Source organism: Caulobacter sp. GW822-FHT07D08 (assembly GCF_058798735.1).
The window spans coordinates 121,145-137,957 of the sequence record NZ_JBXAKU010000004.1 but is presented as its reverse complement, the minus strand read 5'-3'; the positions used below and the strand labels follow the sequence as shown (position 1 = coordinate 137,957).

Sequence of the window (16,813 nt, the reverse complement as noted above, 5' to 3'; positions counted from 1 at the left end):
ACCGTGCGCGTCGCCCTCGCCGAGGCCGAAGGCCAACTGACCGAGCTGGTTCGCCGCGCCGAGGCGGGCGAGGAGGTTATCCTTACCCGCGAGGGCCAAGCCGCTGTGCGTCTGACTCCCGTCTCGACCCGGTCTCGTATGGAGCCTGCGGAACGACGTCGCATCCTCGATGCGGTCCGCAAGAGCGGCGCGACAAACGCTCTTCCGGGTGAACCGGCGGCTAGAAGCCAAGACTTTCTCTATGACGACAATGGTCTCCCGGGGTGATCGTCGTCGACACCTCGGCGCTGATGGCGCTCGCCTTGGACGAACCGACCGCCGAGCGCTGCTCCATCACGCTCGAGACCAGCGATAGCGTGCTGATCTCGGCCGCTAACGCCGCCGAAGCCATGATCGCGGCCGGTCGCCGAGGCGTCTCGCGCGAAATGTCGATCCTGCTGAACGACCTGGAAATCGAGATCGTCCCTCTCAGCCCCGCCGATACGCACCGAGTCGCTGACGCCTATCGACGCTGGGGCAAGGGTTTTCATCCCGCCGGCCTGAACTTCGGCGACTGTTTCGCCTACGCCCTCGCGAAAGAGCGCGGATGTCCGCTACTCTTCGTCGGTGACGATTTCGCCCAGACCGACCTGACGCCAGCGCTCTAGATCAGCCCCGCCAGCGGCGAGCTCGGATCCGCGTACAGCCGCTTCTGCATCCGCCCGGCCAGATAGGCCTCCCGCCCGGCGATGACGGCGTGCTTCATGGCCTTGGCCATGCGGATCGGGTCCTTGGCCTCGGCGATGGCGGTGTTCATCAGGATGGCGTCGCAGCCCAGTTCCATGCCGATGGCCGCGTCCGAGGCCGTGCCGACGCCAGCGTCGACCAGCACCGGGACCTTGGCGTTCTCGACGATGATCCGCAGGTTGACGCGATTCTGGATGCCCAGACCCGAGCCGATCGGCGCGCCCAGCGGCATGATCGCCACCGCGCCGGCCTCCTCCAGCTTGCGGGCATAGACCGGATCGTCCGAGCAGTAGACCATCACCTGGAAACCCTCGGCGACCAGCAGCTTCAGCGAGCGCAGGGTCTCTTCCATGTCCGGGAACAGGGTCTTGGGGTCGCTGAGGACCTCCAGCTTGACCAGGTCCCAGCCGCCGGCCTCGCGGGCCAGGCGCAGGGTGCGCACGGCGTCCTCGCCGGTGAAGCAGCCCGCCGTATTGGGCAGATAGGTGAATTCGCTGGGTTTGACGTAGTCGACCAGCAGCGGCTGGGTCGGGTCGGTCAGGTTCACGCGGCGCACGGCCACGGTGACGATCTCGGCCCCGGCCGCGCGGGCGGCGGCGGCGTTGGTCGCATAGTCCTTGTACTTGCCCGTGCCGACGATCAGGCGCGAACGGAAGGTGCGACCGGCGACGGTCCAGGTTTCATCGGCGTCCGGAGACGTGACGGAGTCGGGGGAAACGTGCGCGTTCATGGGGGTGGTTTACGCCTGGGAAGCCGGCGTTTCAAATGCGGAGGATCAACCGCCGCCGATAAACGTCACGATCTCGATGCGGTCGCCGTCGGCCAATTTCGTGTCGGCATAGGTCGAGCGCGGCGCGATCTCGAGGTTGCGCTCGACCGCTACCTTGCGGGCGTCCAGGCCCAGGGCGCCCACCAGATCGGCGATCGTGACGACGTCGGCCACGTCCCGCTCTTCCCCGTTCAGCAAAAGCCTCATCTCACCTCCGAAGCGAGCCGTGCTTGTGACCCGGCGGAACCGGCTATACAAGACCCTCGGAATCGACGGCGGAGCCGCATGGTAAAACCGATCCACGTGCTGAGCGGGCCCAACCTCAACCTGTTGGGGACCCGGGAGCCCGAGATTTACGGCAAGGACACCCTCGAGGATGTTCGTACGCGCTGTGAGGCGCGGGCGGCTTCGCGTGGCGTTTCGGTGGTCTTCCGCCAGTCCAACCATGAGGGTGTGCTGATCGACTGGGTGCAGGAGGCGCGTGAGTCGGCCTCGGCGCTGATCATCAATCCGGCCGGCTACGGCCACACCTCGATCGCGCTTCTGGATGCGCTCAAGACCTTGAGCATCCCGGTGATCGAGTGCCACCTGTCCAACCCGGCGGCGAGGGAGGAATTCCGCCGCCACACTTTCGTTTCGCTGGCCGCCACCGGGATCGTCTCGGGCTTCGGCGCGGCGAGTTATGAACTGGCGATCGAGGCCGCCTTCGGCCTGATCCGCGCTTAACAACGATAACGCCCGGCGTTTTCCGCCGCCGAGGCGCTCAAGAGAACAAGGTAAGCTTCCATGTCGAACCCCAAGGCCCCCGCCGATCCGGTCGAAGCTCCGGCCATCGACGCCCGTCTGGTCCGCAAGCTGGCGGACATCCTGAAGGACACGGGCCTGTCCGAGATCGAAGTCGAGCACGCCGGCCTGAAGATCCGCGTGGCGCGCGAACTGACCGCGGCTCCGGTCAACTACGTCCAGGCCGCCGCGCCGGCCTATGCCCCGGCTCCGGTCGCCGCCCCGGCCGCTGCGCCCGCGCCCGCCGCTGAAGCCGCTCCGGCCGCCGCCCGTGGCGACGCCGTGAAGTCGCCGATGGTCGGCACCGCCTATCTCTCGCCGCAGCCGGGCGCCGACGCCTTCATCAAGGTGGGCGACACCGTCTCGGCCGGTCAGACCCTGCTGATCGTCGAAGCCATGAAGACCATGAACCCGATCGCGGCCCCGAAGGCCGGCAAGGTCGTCGAGATCCTGGTCGCCGACGCCCAGCCCGTCGAGTTCGGCGAGCCTCTCGTCGTCATCGAGTAACGCTCATGTTCGACAAGATTCTCATCGCGAACCGGGGCGAGATCGCGCTCCGGGTTCACCGCGCCTGCAAGGAAATGGGCATCGCCACCGTGGCGGTGCACTCCGAAGCGGACCGCAATTCCATGTGGGTGCGCCTGGCCGACGAAAGCGTCTGCATCGGCCCCGCGCCGGCCGCCAAGAGCTACCTGAACATCCCGTCGATCATCGCGGCGGCCGAGATCACCGGCGCCCAGGGCATCCACCCGGGCTACGGTTTCCTGTCGGAGAACGCCCGCTTCGCCGAGATCGTCAACGCGCACGGCTTCACCTTCATCGGTCCGAAGCCCGAGCACATCCGGATGATGGGCGACAAGATCACCGCCAAGCAGGCCGTGAAGGACGCCGGCATCCCGGTCGTCCCCGGCTCGGACGGGGGCGTCTCGACCGAGGAAGAGGCCTTCGAGGCCGCCGAGAAGATCGGCTTTCCGGTGCTGATCAAGGCCGCCGCCGGCGGCGGCGGGCGGGGGATGAAGGTCGCCCAGACGCGTGAGGATCTCGCCGAAGCCGTCTCGACGGCTCGCGCGGAGGCCCGCGCCGCGTTCGGCGACGACACGGTCTATATGGAGCGCTATCTCCAGAAACCGCGCCACATCGAACTGCAGATCATCGCCGACAGCCACGGCAACGTGGTCCACTTGGGCGAACGCGACTGCTCGCTGCAGCGCCGCCACCAGAAGGTCCTGGAAGAAGCGCCCTCGCCGGCCCTGTCCGCCGAAGGTCGCGCCAAGATCGGCAAGGTCGTCGTCGACGCCGTCAAGGCCATCGGCTACCTGGGCGTCGGGACCATCGAGTTCCTGTGGGAAAACGACGAGTTCTTCTTCATCGAGATGAACACCCGCCTGCAGGTCGAGCACCCGGTCACCGAAGCCATCACCGGCATCGACCTGGTGCGCGAGCAGATCCGCATCGCCGCCGGCCTGCCGCTGTCGTTCACCCAGGAAGATGTCGTCTTCGAGGGCCACGCCATCGAGTGCCGGATCAACGCCGAGAACGCGCGGACCTTCACGCCCTCGCCCGGTACGATCACCGACTTCCACGCCCCCGGCGGCCTGGGTGTTCGCCTGGATTCGGCGATCTACACCGGCTATGCGATCCCGCCCTACTACGACAGCCTGATCGGCAAGCTGATCGTGCATGGCCGCGACCGCGCCGAGTGCATCGCCCGCCTGAAGCGTTGCCTGGGTGAGATGGTCGTCGGCGGCATCGAGACCACGATCCCGCTGTTCCAGGACCTTCTGGTGCAGCCCGACATCCTGGCCGGCGACTACGACATCCACTGGCTGGAGCGCTGGATCAAAGCTCAAGAGAGCTGATCTGGAGCCGGCGATGGACGACGCCTTCACGGTCGACGATCTGATCGCCTGCTACGCGCGCGGCGTCTTCCCCATGGCGGACGCCCGCGAGGACGAAAGCGTCTTCCTGATCGATCCCGAGCGGCGGGGCGTCCTGCCGCTCGGGGACTTTCACATCCCCAAGCGCCTGGCGCGCACCGTCCGCAACGGGCCCTACGAGGTTCGCATCGACACCGCCTTCGACGCGGTCATCGAGGCTTGCGCGGCCTCCAGGCCTGGCCGGGTCGAGACCTGGATCAACCACCCCATCCAACGCCTCTATGGCCAGCTCTATGCGCGCGGCCTGGCTCACAGCGTCGAGACCTGGCTGGGCGATGAGTTGGTTGGCGGCCTCTACGGCGTGTCGCTGGGCGGGGCGTTCTTCGGCGAGAGCATGTTCTCGACCGCGCGCGACGCCAGCAAGGTGGCGCTGGTCCACCTGGTGGCGCGGTTGCTGGCCGGCGGCTACCAGCTATTGGACACCCAGTTCCTGACCGAGCACCTGACGCAGTTCGGGACGATCGAGATCAGCCGCGCGGACTATCGCCGACGACTGGCCAAGGCCCTGACGGTCCAGGGAGACTTCTACGGCTTGGCGGGCGGCGCGACCGGGGCGGCCTGCTTGCAGGCGATCAGCCAGGCGTCATAGACCGGGTGCTGCAGCGGGTTCAGACCCGGCGAGCTGGCGTACATCCACCCCTTGTAGACCTGGCGTCCGGGCGGCGCGGCGCGGCCGGCCTGGGCCTTGGGCTGGGTGTCGACCACGAGATAGGCGGCCGTCTCCGGCGCGACCTCGTCGGCCGCCGCCGTTTCGCAGGCGCGGACGGTGAAGACCAGGGTCTTGTAGCGGATCGGCTGGCCGACCGGGACCTCGAACCGCATGGTCTCGGTTGTGACCTTGTCCAGGGCCTGCAGGATGGCGATCGTGTAGCGCTGGCGCTTGGCCGGCTCGGGCGGCTTGGCCGGGGTCGTCGCGGCCGGCTTGGGCGTCGTCGCGGCGGCGGGCGGCGGAGAGGCCGGCGGATTGGGATTGGCGACCGCGGGCGAAACCGTGGTCGGCTGGGCCGGCCGCAATTCGCCCGGCGTCGGCGCGGGAGTCACGGGACGCGGCGTCGGCGCCGCGGGGGCCTGAACGGCCGCCGGAGGGGTCTGGGCCTGCGGGGCGCCGTTCTGCCGCGCCATGGCGGCGCCCGTTGCGGTCAGACCCGACAGGACCACGCCAAGGGCCGTGACTTTGGCGACCAGGGACGCCCGGCGGGCCATCGAGACTATTCCGGCTTCCAGGCTTCGTAGTCGCTGGTGGCCGCCGCGCGTTCGCCGCCACGGGCCAGCGAGCCCTTCGGACGCCAGGCGTGCACGGTGCCGGTCAGGTTCGGGATGTGATCCTTCTCCCAGTCACGACGGTTCAGCGGCGTCTGGGTCGGGACCTCGTCGAACGTGTAGTGCAGCCAGCCGCTCCAGTCCGGCGGGACCTTGGAGGCTTCGGCATAGCCGCTGTAGATCACCCAGCGGCGCTTGCGGGCGTCATAGCTGTCGCTGTTGTCGCGGGCTTCGAAGTAGCGGTTGCCGTAGTCGTCCTTGCCCACGAACACGCCGCGGCGGCCGATGTGGAAGCGCTGACCAATGGTCGCGCCGTTCCACCACGTGAAGATCGCTTTCAGCACTACGTTCGCACCCGAATTTATAAGGCTTTGCAGGCCGCGACACGCACGGCGAAGCGGCCGGACTATAGGGTTTCGCGGCCTCAGCGTCCAGCGTCGCTCCACGGGAGAAGACTTCAACATCTTGTGGATTAGAGCCCTCACACCCGCAACATCTATTGAGGCTCGGCGATCGAGGTTCTAGCTTGGGGTGCGACCTTACGCGCGTCCCGCCGGCGCGGAATCACGCGTTAAGGATTTGACAAGATATCGCGATCGCCAGACGAACCCGGAACTCGCCCATGCGCACGCCCGCCAAAGCCGCCGGAGTTGCTCCCGTCATGGAGTGGCGCGACCTCGAACGCAGCGACAGTATCGTGGTCGTCTCGGCCCCGACCGCCTGGAGCGACGCCCGCGTCGAGGCCTGGCTGGACTGGGCCGGCGAGATCGAACCCAAGGCCGCGCTGGGCGGCGGTCCAGCCCGCTACGCCGAGCGCGTGGCCCAGGCGGGCCTGGCCCAGGGCCTGTTCGGCGACAAGGCCGACGCCAGCGCCTTCCGCGACGCCCTGCTGGCCACCATGCTGTCGGGGATCGCCACCCCGGCCGGCGGCCAGGCGGGCCTGGACCTGCTGCCCGAGATCGCCGAGTTCGAGTTCCAGACCATCGTCAAGGACAGCCTGGGCCGCCGCCGCGGCCGCGCCCTCGCCGCCCGGGCCGCCGCGCGGCTGGACGCCGCCCTGGCCCAGGTGGCCGACGCTGTCCGCCGCTGCTCGGGCGACCCGCGCGCCTGCGCCGACGTCCGCAAGAACCCGGCCCTGGCCCGCGCCGCCCGCAAGGCCCGAGAGCTGGGCGCCGACGACCGCACCCTTCTCGACGCCATCGCCACGGCCGATGCGCCGCGCGCGGCGCTGCCTGAGCTGTCGGTCGAGCGCGAGCCGGCCATGGTCGCCTCGGCCTCGCGCCAGGGCGTGGCGGCCGGCGATGAAGCCGCCGCCTTCGCCGCCCAGGTCGGCTGGGAGACGAACGCCCTTACCCTGGCCCTGTCGCCAACGGACGCCGAGATCCTGGCGCGCGGCGTGGGCGTCGGCGCGGCCATCGACGCCAGCGCCTTTCTCGACGCCGACGGCTTCGACGTCGAGCGATTCACCTATGTCTGCCACCTGTGGGGCACGGCCCTGGAGCTGGAGCGCGGCGAGCGCCCCGCCCGTCTGAGCCTGGCCGGCGTCGGCGACTGCCTGCTCAGCCAAGGTTGGGCCCAGACCGGCGTCGAGGGCCGTGACGGCGCGGCCGCCCTGTGGGCGCTGGCCGTCGGCGCGGCCCTGTCGGCCAGCGCCGAGGCCGCCGCCGCGATGGGTCCGGACGCCGCCTTCGCCCAGGACAAGCAGAGCGTGCTCAAGACCCTGGCCGAGCGCCGGGTCCGCGCCGCCGCCCTGCGCTCGGCCCTGGCCACCGAGGCCGCCGCCGCCCTGGCGACCGCCCATGCCCTGGCCCGCAAGCACGGCCTGCGTTCGGCCGCCCTGGTCGGTCCTTTCGAGGATCCGGAAGCGACCCTGCGCCTCGGCGGCGCGCCGGTCGGCCCGGCGGGCGCCATGTCGCCGGTTTCGGTCGCCCAGACCGCCGACGGCTTCCTGCTGCCGACCTTCAGCGCCGCCGCCTTCGAGGCCCTGTCGTGCGAAGGCGTCGACCTGGACGCCGCGCGCCGTCACGCCCTGGGCCACGGCTCGCTGGCCGAGAGCCCGGCGATCGACCACGCCATGCTGCAGGCGCGCGGGTTCACCGCCCACGAGATCGAGAAGGCCGAGCACGCCCTGCGCGAGAACCACGGCCTGCGCGCCGCCTTCGCCCCGGCCGTGATCGGCGCGGGCTTTCTGCGCGACGTGCTGGGGGCTTCGGCCGAGGATGTGGCCCGCCGCGACTTCGACACCCTGGCTTTCGCCGACTTTTCGGTCTCCGAGATCGCCGCCGCCGAGCGCCATGCCCTGGGCGCGGGCGCCTTGGGCGACTGCGAGGCGCTGAACCCGGAACTGCGCGAGGCTTTCAAATCGGTCGAGGCTCCGGCCTTCGCTGATCGCCTCGCCATGCTGGCCGCCGTCGAGGCCTTCGCCTGCCTGCCGACGCCGGTGGCGATCCCCGTGGCCTTCGACAGCCGTCCCGCCGACGCCGTCCGCGCCCAGGCCGCCGCGGCTCGCTCGGGGATTCGGGCGTTCCGCCTGCAACGCGCCGCCGCGCCGGCCGACTTCAAGCTGGACCTGCCTGACGAGCCCGCCGCCGAGGCGCCGCGCGCCGCGGCGTCCCTTCGAGAACAGATGGCCCGCGAACCCACGGTCACCGAACGCGTGGTCGAGAAGATCGTCGAGCGCGACCGCTCGCGCCGCCGCCTGCCCGATCGCCGCAAGGGCTACATCCAGAAGGCGGCCGTCGGGGGTCACAAGGTCTATCTGCATACCGGCGAGTACGAGGACGGCGAGCTGGGCGAGCTGTTCATCGACATGCACAAGGAAGGCGCGGCGTTCCGCAGCCTGATGAACAACTTCGCCATCGCCGTGTCGCTGGGCCTGCAGCACGGCGTGCCTCTGCACGAGTTCGTCGACGCCTTCGTCTACACGAAGTTCGAGCCGGCGGGCCCGGTCACCGGCAACGACTCGATCAAGTCGGCGACCTCGATCCTGGATTATGTCTTTCGCGAGCTGGGCGTGTCGTATCTCGGCCGCGACGATCTGGCCAATGGCGACCCGGGTGAGTTCAACGCCGACGGCCTGGGCGCGGGCAAGGGCCGCCCGGGCGACGATATCGACGATGCCGAACCCACTCCAGTGCCTGCCAGCCTGTTCATTTCCAAGGGTTTTTCGCGCGGCGCCGCGCATGACAACCTGGTCTTCGCCTCGTTCGGCCGCCGCCGCTTGGAGGGCCAGAATCGTCCGGGCGCCGAGGGCGAGATGTGCCCAGCCTGTGGCGACCTCTCGCTGACCAGGCGCGGCGGCATGACGGTCTGCGACACCTGCGGAGCGCAATCTGACCACCCAGGGCCCGTCGCCTCGTCCTGAGCGCGTTCGGCTGGCGTTAAGCTTGCTGCGGCAGGGTGAAAACGCCCTTTTCGCGTAGGACCTGCGCCAGAATGAAACCGATCGCTCTTCTTTCGGCCCTCGCCGTGCTGGTCTTCGCCAGTTCGGCCGGGGCGCAGAACGCCGCCCAGATCTCGGCTGTCCGCAATGGCGCCAACTGCCCGCGCTGCAACCTGTTCCAGGCCGATCTGTCGAACCTGACGCTGAAGAACAAGAACCTGGCGGGCGCGCGCCTGCGTCAGGCCGACTTCTCGACGGCGATCATGAACCGCACCCGCTTCACCGGCGGCGACCTGCGCGACGTCAACGCCTATGGCGCGGTCATGACCGGCGCCAACTTTGTCCGCGCGGACCTGACCAACGCCAGCTTCGTCGGCGCCTATCTGCAGGGCGCGAATTTCTCCGGGGCCAGACTATCGGGCGCCAACTTCTCAGGCGCCGAAATGGACCGCGCGATCGGTCTCACCCAGGCGCAGCTGGACCAGGCCTGCGGCGACGGTTCGACCTATCTGCCGGGCAATCTGCGCATCCCGCTCTGCCGTTAAATCCCCGTCATTACCGCAATTTAAGTGGCTTCCACGCGGCCGCCGGTTCAAACCGTAACTCACACAGTCGCGTATGGACTGAACGGAGAACTTGATGTCCCGCCTGGGCGCCTCCATCGCCGCTTTGACCCTGAGCCTGCTGGCCATGTCCGGCCAGGCTCAGGCCTCGATCGAAGACAAGGACGTCGCCAAGCTGACCTCCTTCGGCGGGATGTGCGCCAACTGCGATCTCGCCGGTCGCAAGCTGATGAACGCCAAGTTCGCCGGCGCCAAGTTCGTCAAGGCCATCCTGATCGGCTCGGACCTGCGTGGCGCGATGTTCTACGGCTCGGACTTCGGCTGGGCGGATCTGAGCCGCGCCGACCTGCGCGGCGCCGAGATGCGCGGCGCCAACTTCACCGGCGCCAACTTCACCGACGCCCGCATGTCCGGCATCGAGAGCAGCGGCGCAAACTTCACCCGCGCCACTCTGGTCCGCGTCGACCTGTCGTCGGCCGAACTGCACGCCGCCAACATGGTCGGCGCCAACCTTCAGAAGGCGCGCTTTTCCAACGCCGAGCTGATCGCCGCCAACCTGTCGGGCGCCAACGCCCGCGACGCGGACTTCTCGAACGCCGACATCAACCACGCCAATTTCCAGGGCGCGCGCTTCGACGGCGCCCGGTTCCGCAATGCCGACATGACCGGCTCGAACCTGCGCGGCGCCATCTTCAACGGCGCGGACTTCCGCAACGCCGACCTGACCATGGTCAATCTCAGCGGCGCCGATCTGTCGAGCGCCCGGGGCCTGGAACAGGACCAGCTGGACGAGGCCTGCGGCGACAATTCCACCCGCCTGCCCTCGGGCCTGAGCGTCCGGCCGTGCAACGGGATCAAGGGCGGACGCTTCATGCTTCTGCGCGAGGTGCCCAAGGCCCCGCCAGCCCCGCCCGCGCCCCCTGCCCCGCCGTCGCCCAAGAAGTGGTGATCTGGCTTTAAGGCAACCGATCAAGAAAAAAGCCCTCCGATCGCGAGATCGGAGGGCTTCTTTGTTCCGGACTCTCGTCCCGAGCCTACACCTTGATGGGTGGCGCGGTGCGGATGTGCAGCTCCTTGAGCTGCTTGTCGAGCACGTTGGCCGGGGCGTTCATCAGCAGGTCCTGGCCCTGCTGGTTCAGCGGGAAGGCGATGACCTCGCGGATGGCCACCTGATCGGCCAGCAGCATGACGATGCGGTCGATGCCGGGGGCCAGTCCGCCGTGCGGCGGGGCGCCATAGCGGAAGGCGTTCAGCATGCCGCCGAACTGGTCCTCGACCACTTCGGGTCCGTAGCCGGCGGTGGCGAAGGCCTTGAGCATGATCTCGGGCTTGTGGTTCCGGATCGCGCCCGAGCACAGCTCGTAGCCGTTGCAGACGATGTCGTACTGGTAAGCGCGGATGGTCAGCGGGTCCTGGGTTTCCAGGGCCTCCAGACCACCTTGCGGCATCGAGAACGGGTTGTGCGAGAAGTCGACCTTCTTCTCTTCCTCATTCCACTCGAACATCGGGAAGTCGACGATCCAGCAGAACTTGAACTGGTTCTCGTCGACCAGCTTCAGCTCCGTGCCGACCCGCGTGCGAGCCAGGCCCGCGAACTTGGTGAACACCGAGGGATCGCCGGCCACGAAGAAGGCGGCGTCGCCCGCGCCAAGACCCAGCGATTCCATCAGGGCTTGCGTCGGCTCGCCCAGGTTCTTGGCGATCGGGCCGCCCCAGCCGCCCTGGTCTTCCGACCAGAAGACGTAGCCCAGGCCCGGCTGACCTTCGCCCTGAGCCCAGCTGTTCATGCGGTCACAGAAGGCGCGGCTGCCGCCGGTCGGGGCCGGGATCGCCCAGATCTGGTTCTTGGCGTCCGCGCCCAGGATCTTGGCGAACAGGCCAAAGCCGCCGTCACGGAAGTGCTCCGAAACGTTCCGCATCTTGATCGGGTTGCGCAGGTCCGGCTTGTCGCTGCCGTACCAGGCCATCGACTGGGCGTAGGTCAGGCGCTCGAAACCCTGGTGCTCGAACGATTGACCGAAGTCGTTGGTGAAGGTGTGGGTTCCGCTGATCGGCGAGACCGGCTTGCCGTTCGAGAACTCCTCGAAGACGCCGTGCATGACGGGCTCGATGGCCGCGAACACGTCTTCCTGCGTCACGAAGCTCATTTCGACGTCGAGCTGGTAGAACTCCAGCGAACGGTCGGCGCGCAGGTCTTCGTCGCGGAAGCACGGGGCGATCTGGAAGTAGCGGTCGAAGCCGGAGACCATCAGCAGTTGCTTGAACTGCTGGGGCGCCTGCGGCAGGGCGTAGAACTTCTCCGGGTGCAGACGCGAGGGCACCAGGAAGTCGCGCGCGCCTTCCGGCGAGCTGGCCGTCAGGATCGGCGTCTGGAACTCGTTGAACCCTTGGGCGAACATGCGGTTGCGGATCGACTGGATCACGCGCGAGCGCAGGACGATGTTCTTGTGCAGGGTCTCGCGACGCAGGTCGAGATAGCGGTGCTTGAGGCGGATCTCTTCCGGATAGTCCGGCTCGCCGAAGACCGGCAGCGGCAGCTCGGCGGCCTCGGACAGCACCTCGACGGCCGAAACGCGGATCTCGATCTCGCCGGTCGGCAGGTTCGGGTTCACGACGCTGGCGTCACGGGCGACGACCTCGCCGTCGATCTTGATCACGCTTTCGGCGCGCAGGCGCTCGACGATCGCGAAGCCCGGAGTCTCGGGGTGCAGCACCAGCTGCGTCAGGCCGTGATGGTCGCGCAGATCGATGAAGACCAGGCCGCCATGGTCGCGCTTGCGGTGGATCCACCCCGACAGGCGCACCGAGGAACCGGTGTCGGAGGCGCGCAGGGCGCCGCAGTTGTGGGTGCGATAGGCGTGCATGGAGGTCATGAAAGTCTTGAATACGCGGTGATTTGCAAGGCGCGGTAAGGCGCACGTGGGCGCCATGATGTCAAGGATTCTGGGGCGGACCATGCGCTCGCACGGCCCGTCCGCGGAAGCTTTTCAGCCCTAGGCGGCCTCGACGATGGCCAGGAAGTCCTTGGCCTTCAGCGAGGCGCCGCCGACCAGGGCCCCGCCCACGTCCGGCGCGGCCAGGATCTCCCGGGCGTTCTCGGGCTTCACCGAGCCGCCGTAGAGGATCTGGACGGCGCCCCCCTGCTCGCCGAACAGAGCGATCAGCTCGGCGCGGATCGCCGCGTGCATCTCGATGATGTTGTCGACCGAGGCCACGTGGCCCGTGCCGATGGCCCACAACGGCTCGTAGGCGACGTTGAAGGCCTTGCCGGCCAGGCCGGGCGCCAGGGAGTTGCGCAGTTGGCCGACGACGAAGGCCACCGCCTCCCCCGCTTCCCGCTGCGCCAGACTCTCGCCGACGCAGACGATGGGCTCCAGCCCCGCCGCGATAGCCGCTTCGGCCTTGGCGGCGACCTGCTGGCAGGTCTCGCCGTGGTCGGTGCGCCGCTCGGAATGGCCGACAATCACCAGGGTTCCGCCGGCGTCGGCGATCATCTCGGCCGAGATGTCGCCGGTGTGCGCCCCACTGGCCTTGCCGTGGCAATCCTGACCGCCGGTCAGGAGATGAGAACCTTCGACGGCCTCGGCGAGGCGGTGCAGCAGGGTGGCGGGCGGGAAGATGGCGACGCGGGCGCCGGCAGGCTGGCGCTCCAGGCCGGCCGCGATGGCGCGCGCCTCGTCGAGCGCGGCCGAAAGGCCATTCATCTTCCAGTTTCCGGCGATCAGCGGCCGGGGAGTCGTGTTCGATAAGGTCATAAAGGCCTTCTTGAGGTCACGCTCCCTTGGGAAGTCAAGCCCACGCCGCTTGCCCACGCGCACGCGGCTCTACTATACCCGCTGCTCTCGACCGCCGTGCTCATTCGCGCGGCGATCCGCCTGGAAGGTTTTCGAACGCATGCTCGCCGGTTTCCGCTCCTTCGCCAAATCGCCGTTCGCGGTGTTGCTGTTTGGCTTGCTGATCGTCAGCTTCGCCATTTTCGGCATCAGCGACGTCTTCAAGGGCCCCAAGGGCTCGGGCGTGATCAGCGCGGGGTCGCGCACCCTGTCCGCCCAGGACTTCAAGCTGCGCTTCGACAACTACCGCAAGGGCATGGAGCAGCGCAGCGGCCAGGCGCTGACGCCTGACCAGGCCGTGGAGCAAGGCATCGACCGGCAGATCGTCCAGGAACTGGCCCTGCAGGAATCGATCGCCGCGGCCATCCAGGGCATGGGCGTGAAGCCGTCCGACAAGCTGGTCGGCGACATCGTGCACCAGCAGATGAGCCAGCTGCCGCCCAGCCAGCGTCCGTTCAACCCGATCACCGGCAAGTTCGACCCGCAGATGTATGCTGGCCTCCTGGCCCAGAACAACCTGACGCCGGCGAACTACGAAGCTTCGCTGCGCGACGAGATCGCCAACGCCCACTTCTTCTCGGCCGTCGCCGGCGGCCTGAAGGCCCCGCGCATCTACGCCGCCCTGCAAGGCGCCTACGTTCTGGAAGAGCGCGACGTCGCCGCCTTCGCCGTGAACCCGGCCTCGGTCACGCGTCCTGCTCCGCCGACCGACGCCCAGCTGACCGCCTTCATGAAGGAAAACGCCGAGCGCCTGACGCGTCCGGAAACCCGCGTGCTGTCGATCATGCGCGTCAGCGCCAAGGCCCTGGAGCCGACCGTCGCCATCGACCCGGCCGCCGTGCAGAAGGCCTACGACTTCCGCAAGGACAGCCTGGCCAAGCCCGAGACCCGCACCATCATCCAGATCGTCGCCCCGGACGCCAAGGCCGCCGCCACGATTTCGCAGCGCCTGACCAAGGGCGAGGATCCGGTCGCCGTCGCCAAGACGTTCGGCAAGACCCCGCTCGTCCTGACCGACAAGCCCAAGACCGCCGTTCCGGACCGCAAGGTCGCCGACGCCGCGTTCAGCCTGGCCGCCGGTCAGGTCAGCGGCCCCATCACGGGCGAACTCGGTGTCTCGGTCATCAAGATCGTCAAGGTCACGCCGGGCTCGACCGCCTCGCTGGAGAGCGTGCGTCCGCAGATCGAGGCCGAGGTCCGCGCCCAGACCGCGCAGACTAAGGCCTACGAGCAGACCCAGACCTATCAGGACGCGCATGACGGCGGCGCCGATCTGGTCGCCGCGGCCAGCAAGGCCGGCGCCCTGGTGCTGACGACCGCGCCGGTCACCGCGCAAGGCGCGGACGAGACCGGCCAGCCGGTCGCCGGCCTGACGCCAGACATCGTCAAGACCGCCTTCGGCCTGTCGCAAGGCGGGGAAAGCGATCTGATCGAGGCCGGCAAGGGCGAATACTACGCCGTGAAGGTGGAGAAGGTGATCCCGGCCGCCATGCCGCCGCTGGCCGAGATCAAGCCGCAGCTGACCGCCGTGTGGATGGGTCAGGAAATGAGCAAGCGCCTGAAGGCCAAGGCCGACGAACTGGTCGCTCGCGTCAAGAAGGGCGAGTCGATCGAGGCTGTCGCCGCTTCGGTGCAGTCCAAGGTCCAGCAGGTCCCGGGCCTGTCGCGCCAGAACGCCCAGCAGCACATGGGCCTGGGCCGCGAGTTCCTGGGCGCCGCCTTCCAGGCCAAGAAGAACGAGGCCTTCGCCACCCGCGCCGGTCCGCAGGGCGAGGCCTATGTCGTCGCCAAGCTGGAAGCCATCCGCTCGGCCCCGACCGCCGCCATCGCCCAGATCACCGCCATGGCCGGCGCCCAGGCGGGCGAGGGCCTGATGCGTGACCTCGGCGAAGCCGCGCGCAACGCCGCCAAGGTCCAGCTGAAGACCAAGAGCAACCTGACCCTGGCGCGCCAGGCCATCGGCGTCGACACCGAAGCCCTGGCCAAGGCCGAAGCCGCCAAGTCTGGAAAGAAAGCCGAGTAATGAGTCTGGAGCCCGCGTTCGACGCCTTTTCGGAAATCTACGATTCCGGACGGCAGCAGGTCGTCTGGACCCGCCTGATCGATGATCTCGAGACGCCGGTCTCGGCCTATCTGAAGATCGCCCAGGCGCGTCCCTACAGCTTTCTGTTCGAAAGCGTCGAAGGCGGGGCCTGGCGCGGTCGCTACTCGATCGTGACCATGAACCCGGATCTGGTGTGGCGCTGCCGCGGCGATCAGGCCGAGATCGCCGAAGGCGACGACATCGCCGCCGGCCGCTACACGCCCCAGCCGGGCGGCGCGCTGGACAGCCTGCGCGACCTGGTGGCCCAGGCACGGATGGAGCTGCCCAAGGGCCTGCCGCCCATGGCCGCCGGCGTGTTCGGGGCCCTGGGCTACGATCTGGTGCGCCTGGTCGAACGTCTGCCCGATATCAACGAAGACACGCTGGGCCTGCCGGACGGGATCATGACCCGGCCGTCGATCGTCGCCGTCTTCGACGCCATCGCCCAGGAGATCATCCTGACCACGGCCGTCCGCCCGCGAGCCGGTGTCTCGGCCCAGGACGCCTATGCCGCCGCCCGCTCGCGGATCGAGACGGTGATGGCCGACCTGCGTCGTCCGCTGGCCCACGACGCGCCCCGCGCGCCGCGCGGTCCGATGGACTTCACGACGCCGGTCAGCCGCGCCGACTACGCCGACGTGGTCGCCAAGGCCAAGGACTACATCGCCGCCGGCGACATCTTCCAAGTCGTGGCCAGCCACCGCTTCCGCGCGCCCTTCGACCTGCCGCCGTTCGCCCTGTACCGTTCGCTGCGCCGGACCAATCCGTCGCCGTTTCTGTTCTTCCTGAACCTGGACGGCTTCAACCTGGTCGGCTCCAGCCCCGAGATCCTGGTTCGCCTGCGCGACAACAAGATCACCATCCGGCCGATCGCCGGCACCCGTCCGCGCGGCGCCACGCCCGAGGAAGACGCGGCGCTCGAAGCCGAACTGCTGGCCGATCCCAAGGAACGCGCCGAGCACCTGATGTTGCTGGACCTGGGCCGCAACGACGTGGGCCGCGTGGCCATGCTCAACCACCAGGGCCGCAATACCCCGGCTGAGCGTCCCAAGGGCCCGAACGTCCGCGTGACCGAGAGCTTCAAGATCGAGCGCTACAGCCACGTCATGCATATCGTCTCGAACGTCGAGGGCACCGCGCCCGACGGCGTCGATCCGGTCGACGTACTGATGGCCGCCCTGCCCGCCGGCACGCTCTCGGGCGCTCCGAAGGTTCGGGCGATGGAGATCATCGACGAGCTGGAAGTCGAAAAGCGCGGCATCGGCTATGCCGGCGCCGTGGGCTATTTCGGCGCCGATGGCTCGGTCGACACCTGCATCGTGCTGCGCACGGCGCTGGTCAAGGACGGCATGATGTATGTCCAGGCCGGCGGCGGCATCGTCGCCGACAGCGACCCGGACGCCGAGTATGACGAGACCCTGCACAAGTCCCGCGCCCTCAAGCGCGCGGCCGAGGAAGCCTGGCGATTCAGCTGAGC

At 68.6% G+C, this 16,813-nt stretch carries 17 protein-coding genes; 11 read left to right on the top strand and 6 right to left on the bottom strand.

The genetic code is table 11. The features are described from left to right. Window positions 1–3 precede the first annotated feature (3 nt). Together AC1RJ9_RS09485 and AC1RJ9_RS09480 are read left to right on the top strand one after the other, a co-directional pair. A complete protein-coding gene (locus tag AC1RJ9_RS09485; protein WP_492838512.1) occupies window positions 4–267 on the top strand; it encodes a type II toxin-antitoxin system Phd/YefM family antitoxin in 264 nt (87 codons plus the stop codon). After that, window positions 264–647, top strand: a complete 384-nt coding sequence (locus AC1RJ9_RS09480) for a type II toxin-antitoxin system VapC family toxin (RefSeq protein WP_492838513.1) — start codon at window positions 264–266, stop codon at window positions 645–647. Before AC1RJ9_RS09485 ends, AC1RJ9_RS09480 begins: the two co-directional genes overlap by 4 nt. Here the strand turns inward: AC1RJ9_RS09480 and AC1RJ9_RS09475 are convergent. Both AC1RJ9_RS09475 and thiS read right to left on the bottom strand, forming a co-directional pair. Beyond that, the gene (locus tag AC1RJ9_RS09475) at window positions 644–1,456 is read right to left on the bottom strand and encodes a thiazole synthase (RefSeq protein WP_492838515.1); all 813 of its coding nucleotides are present in this window, start codon (window positions 1,454–1,456) and stop codon (window positions 644–646) included. The two genes, AC1RJ9_RS09480 and AC1RJ9_RS09475, sit on opposite strands and share 4 nt — an antisense overlap. 45 nt (window positions 1,457–1,501) lie before the next feature. Then, a complete protein-coding gene (gene thiS, locus AC1RJ9_RS09470) occupies window positions 1,502–1,702 on the bottom strand; it encodes a sulfur carrier protein ThiS (protein WP_492838517.1) in 201 nt (66 codons plus the stop codon). Window positions 1,703–1,780: 78 nt separating this feature from the next. Between thiS and aroQ the strand changes: the two genes are divergently transcribed. The 4 genes from aroQ to aat are packed head-to-tail and all read left to right on the top strand — an operon-like array spanning window position 1,781 to window position 4,804. Then, the gene (gene aroQ / locus AC1RJ9_RS09465; protein WP_492838519.1) at window positions 1,781–2,221 is read left to right on the top strand and encodes a type II 3-dehydroquinate dehydratase; all 441 of its coding nucleotides are present in this window, start codon (window positions 1,781–1,783) and stop codon (window positions 2,219–2,221) included. A gap of 60 nt (window positions 2,222–2,281) precedes the next feature. Next, window positions 2,282–2,785, top strand: a complete 504-nt coding sequence (gene accB / locus AC1RJ9_RS09460; RefSeq protein ID WP_492838521.1) for an acetyl-CoA carboxylase biotin carboxyl carrier protein — start codon at window positions 2,282–2,284, stop codon at window positions 2,783–2,785. 5 nt (window positions 2,786–2,790) lie between these two features. Further along, a complete protein-coding gene (accC, locus tag AC1RJ9_RS09455; RefSeq protein ID WP_492838522.1) occupies window positions 2,791–4,137 on the top strand; it encodes an acetyl-CoA carboxylase biotin carboxylase subunit in 1,347 nt (448 codons plus the stop codon). A 13-nt stretch (window positions 4,138–4,150) separates the two neighbouring features. Further along, complete coding sequence (aat, locus tag AC1RJ9_RS09450; protein ID WP_492838523.1) at window positions 4,151–4,804, top strand: leucyl/phenylalanyl-tRNA--protein transferase; 654 nt, start codon at window positions 4,151–4,153, stop codon at window positions 4,802–4,804. Here aat and AC1RJ9_RS09445 read toward each other — a convergent pair. Continuing rightward, window positions 4,741–5,418 (bottom strand): DUF2155 domain-containing protein, encoded by a 678-nt coding sequence (locus tag AC1RJ9_RS09445; protein WP_492838524.1) that lies wholly within the window; start codon window positions 5,416–5,418, stop codon window positions 4,741–4,743. The two genes, aat and AC1RJ9_RS09445, sit on opposite strands and share 64 nt — an antisense overlap. Window positions 5,419–5,423: 5 nt before the next feature. Next, window positions 5,424–5,819, bottom strand: coding sequence for an NADH:ubiquinone oxidoreductase subunit NDUFA12 (locus AC1RJ9_RS09440; RefSeq protein ID WP_492838525.1), 396 nt, complete (start codon window positions 5,817–5,819; stop codon window positions 5,424–5,426). A gap of 278 nt (window positions 5,820–6,097) precedes the next feature. On the opposite strand from AC1RJ9_RS09440, the gene AC1RJ9_RS09435 reads away from it, so the two are divergent. The 3 genes from AC1RJ9_RS09435 (at window position 6,098) to AC1RJ9_RS09425 (ending at window position 10,369) form a co-directional block, all read left to right on the top strand. After that, complete coding sequence (locus AC1RJ9_RS09435) at window positions 6,098–8,839, top strand: TSCPD domain-containing protein (protein WP_492838526.1); 2,742 nt, start codon at window positions 6,098–6,100, stop codon at window positions 8,837–8,839. A 71-nt stretch (window positions 8,840–8,910) separates the two neighbouring features. After that, window positions 8,911–9,402, top strand: a complete 492-nt coding sequence (locus AC1RJ9_RS09430) for a pentapeptide repeat-containing protein (protein WP_492838527.1) — start codon at window positions 8,911–8,913, stop codon at window positions 9,400–9,402. A 94-nt stretch (window positions 9,403–9,496) separates the two neighbouring features. Next, window positions 9,497–10,369, top strand: coding sequence for a pentapeptide repeat-containing protein (locus AC1RJ9_RS09425; RefSeq protein ID WP_492838528.1), 873 nt, complete (start codon window positions 9,497–9,499; stop codon window positions 10,367–10,369). An 85-nt stretch (window positions 10,370–10,454) separates the two neighbouring features. Here the strand turns inward: AC1RJ9_RS09425 and aspS are convergent, their stop codons facing one another. Together aspS and tpiA are read right to left on the bottom strand one after the other, a co-directional pair. After that, on the bottom strand, window positions 10,455–12,293 hold the full coding sequence (gene aspS / locus AC1RJ9_RS09420; protein ID WP_492838529.1) for an aspartate--tRNA ligase: 1,839 nt from the start codon (window positions 12,291–12,293) through the stop codon (window positions 10,455–10,457). Window positions 12,294–12,413: 120 nt separating this feature from the next. Then, complete coding sequence (gene tpiA, locus AC1RJ9_RS09415; RefSeq protein ID WP_492838530.1) at window positions 12,414–13,175, bottom strand: triose-phosphate isomerase; 762 nt, start codon at window positions 13,173–13,175, stop codon at window positions 12,414–12,416. Window positions 13,176–13,314: 139 nt separating this feature from the next. Here tpiA and AC1RJ9_RS09410 point away from each other — a divergent pair, with 139 nt between their 5' ends. Together AC1RJ9_RS09410 and trpE are read left to right on the top strand one after the other, a co-directional pair. Continuing rightward, a complete protein-coding gene (locus AC1RJ9_RS09410; RefSeq protein WP_492838531.1) occupies window positions 13,315–15,276 on the top strand; it encodes a peptidyl-prolyl cis-trans isomerase in 1,962 nt (653 codons plus the stop codon). After that, complete coding sequence (trpE, locus tag AC1RJ9_RS09405; RefSeq protein ID WP_492838532.1) at window positions 15,276–16,811, top strand: anthranilate synthase component I; 1,536 nt, start codon at window positions 15,276–15,278, stop codon at window positions 16,809–16,811. The genes AC1RJ9_RS09410 and trpE overlap by 1 nt, the downstream gene beginning before the upstream one ends. Window positions 16,812–16,813 lie beyond the last annotated feature (2 nt).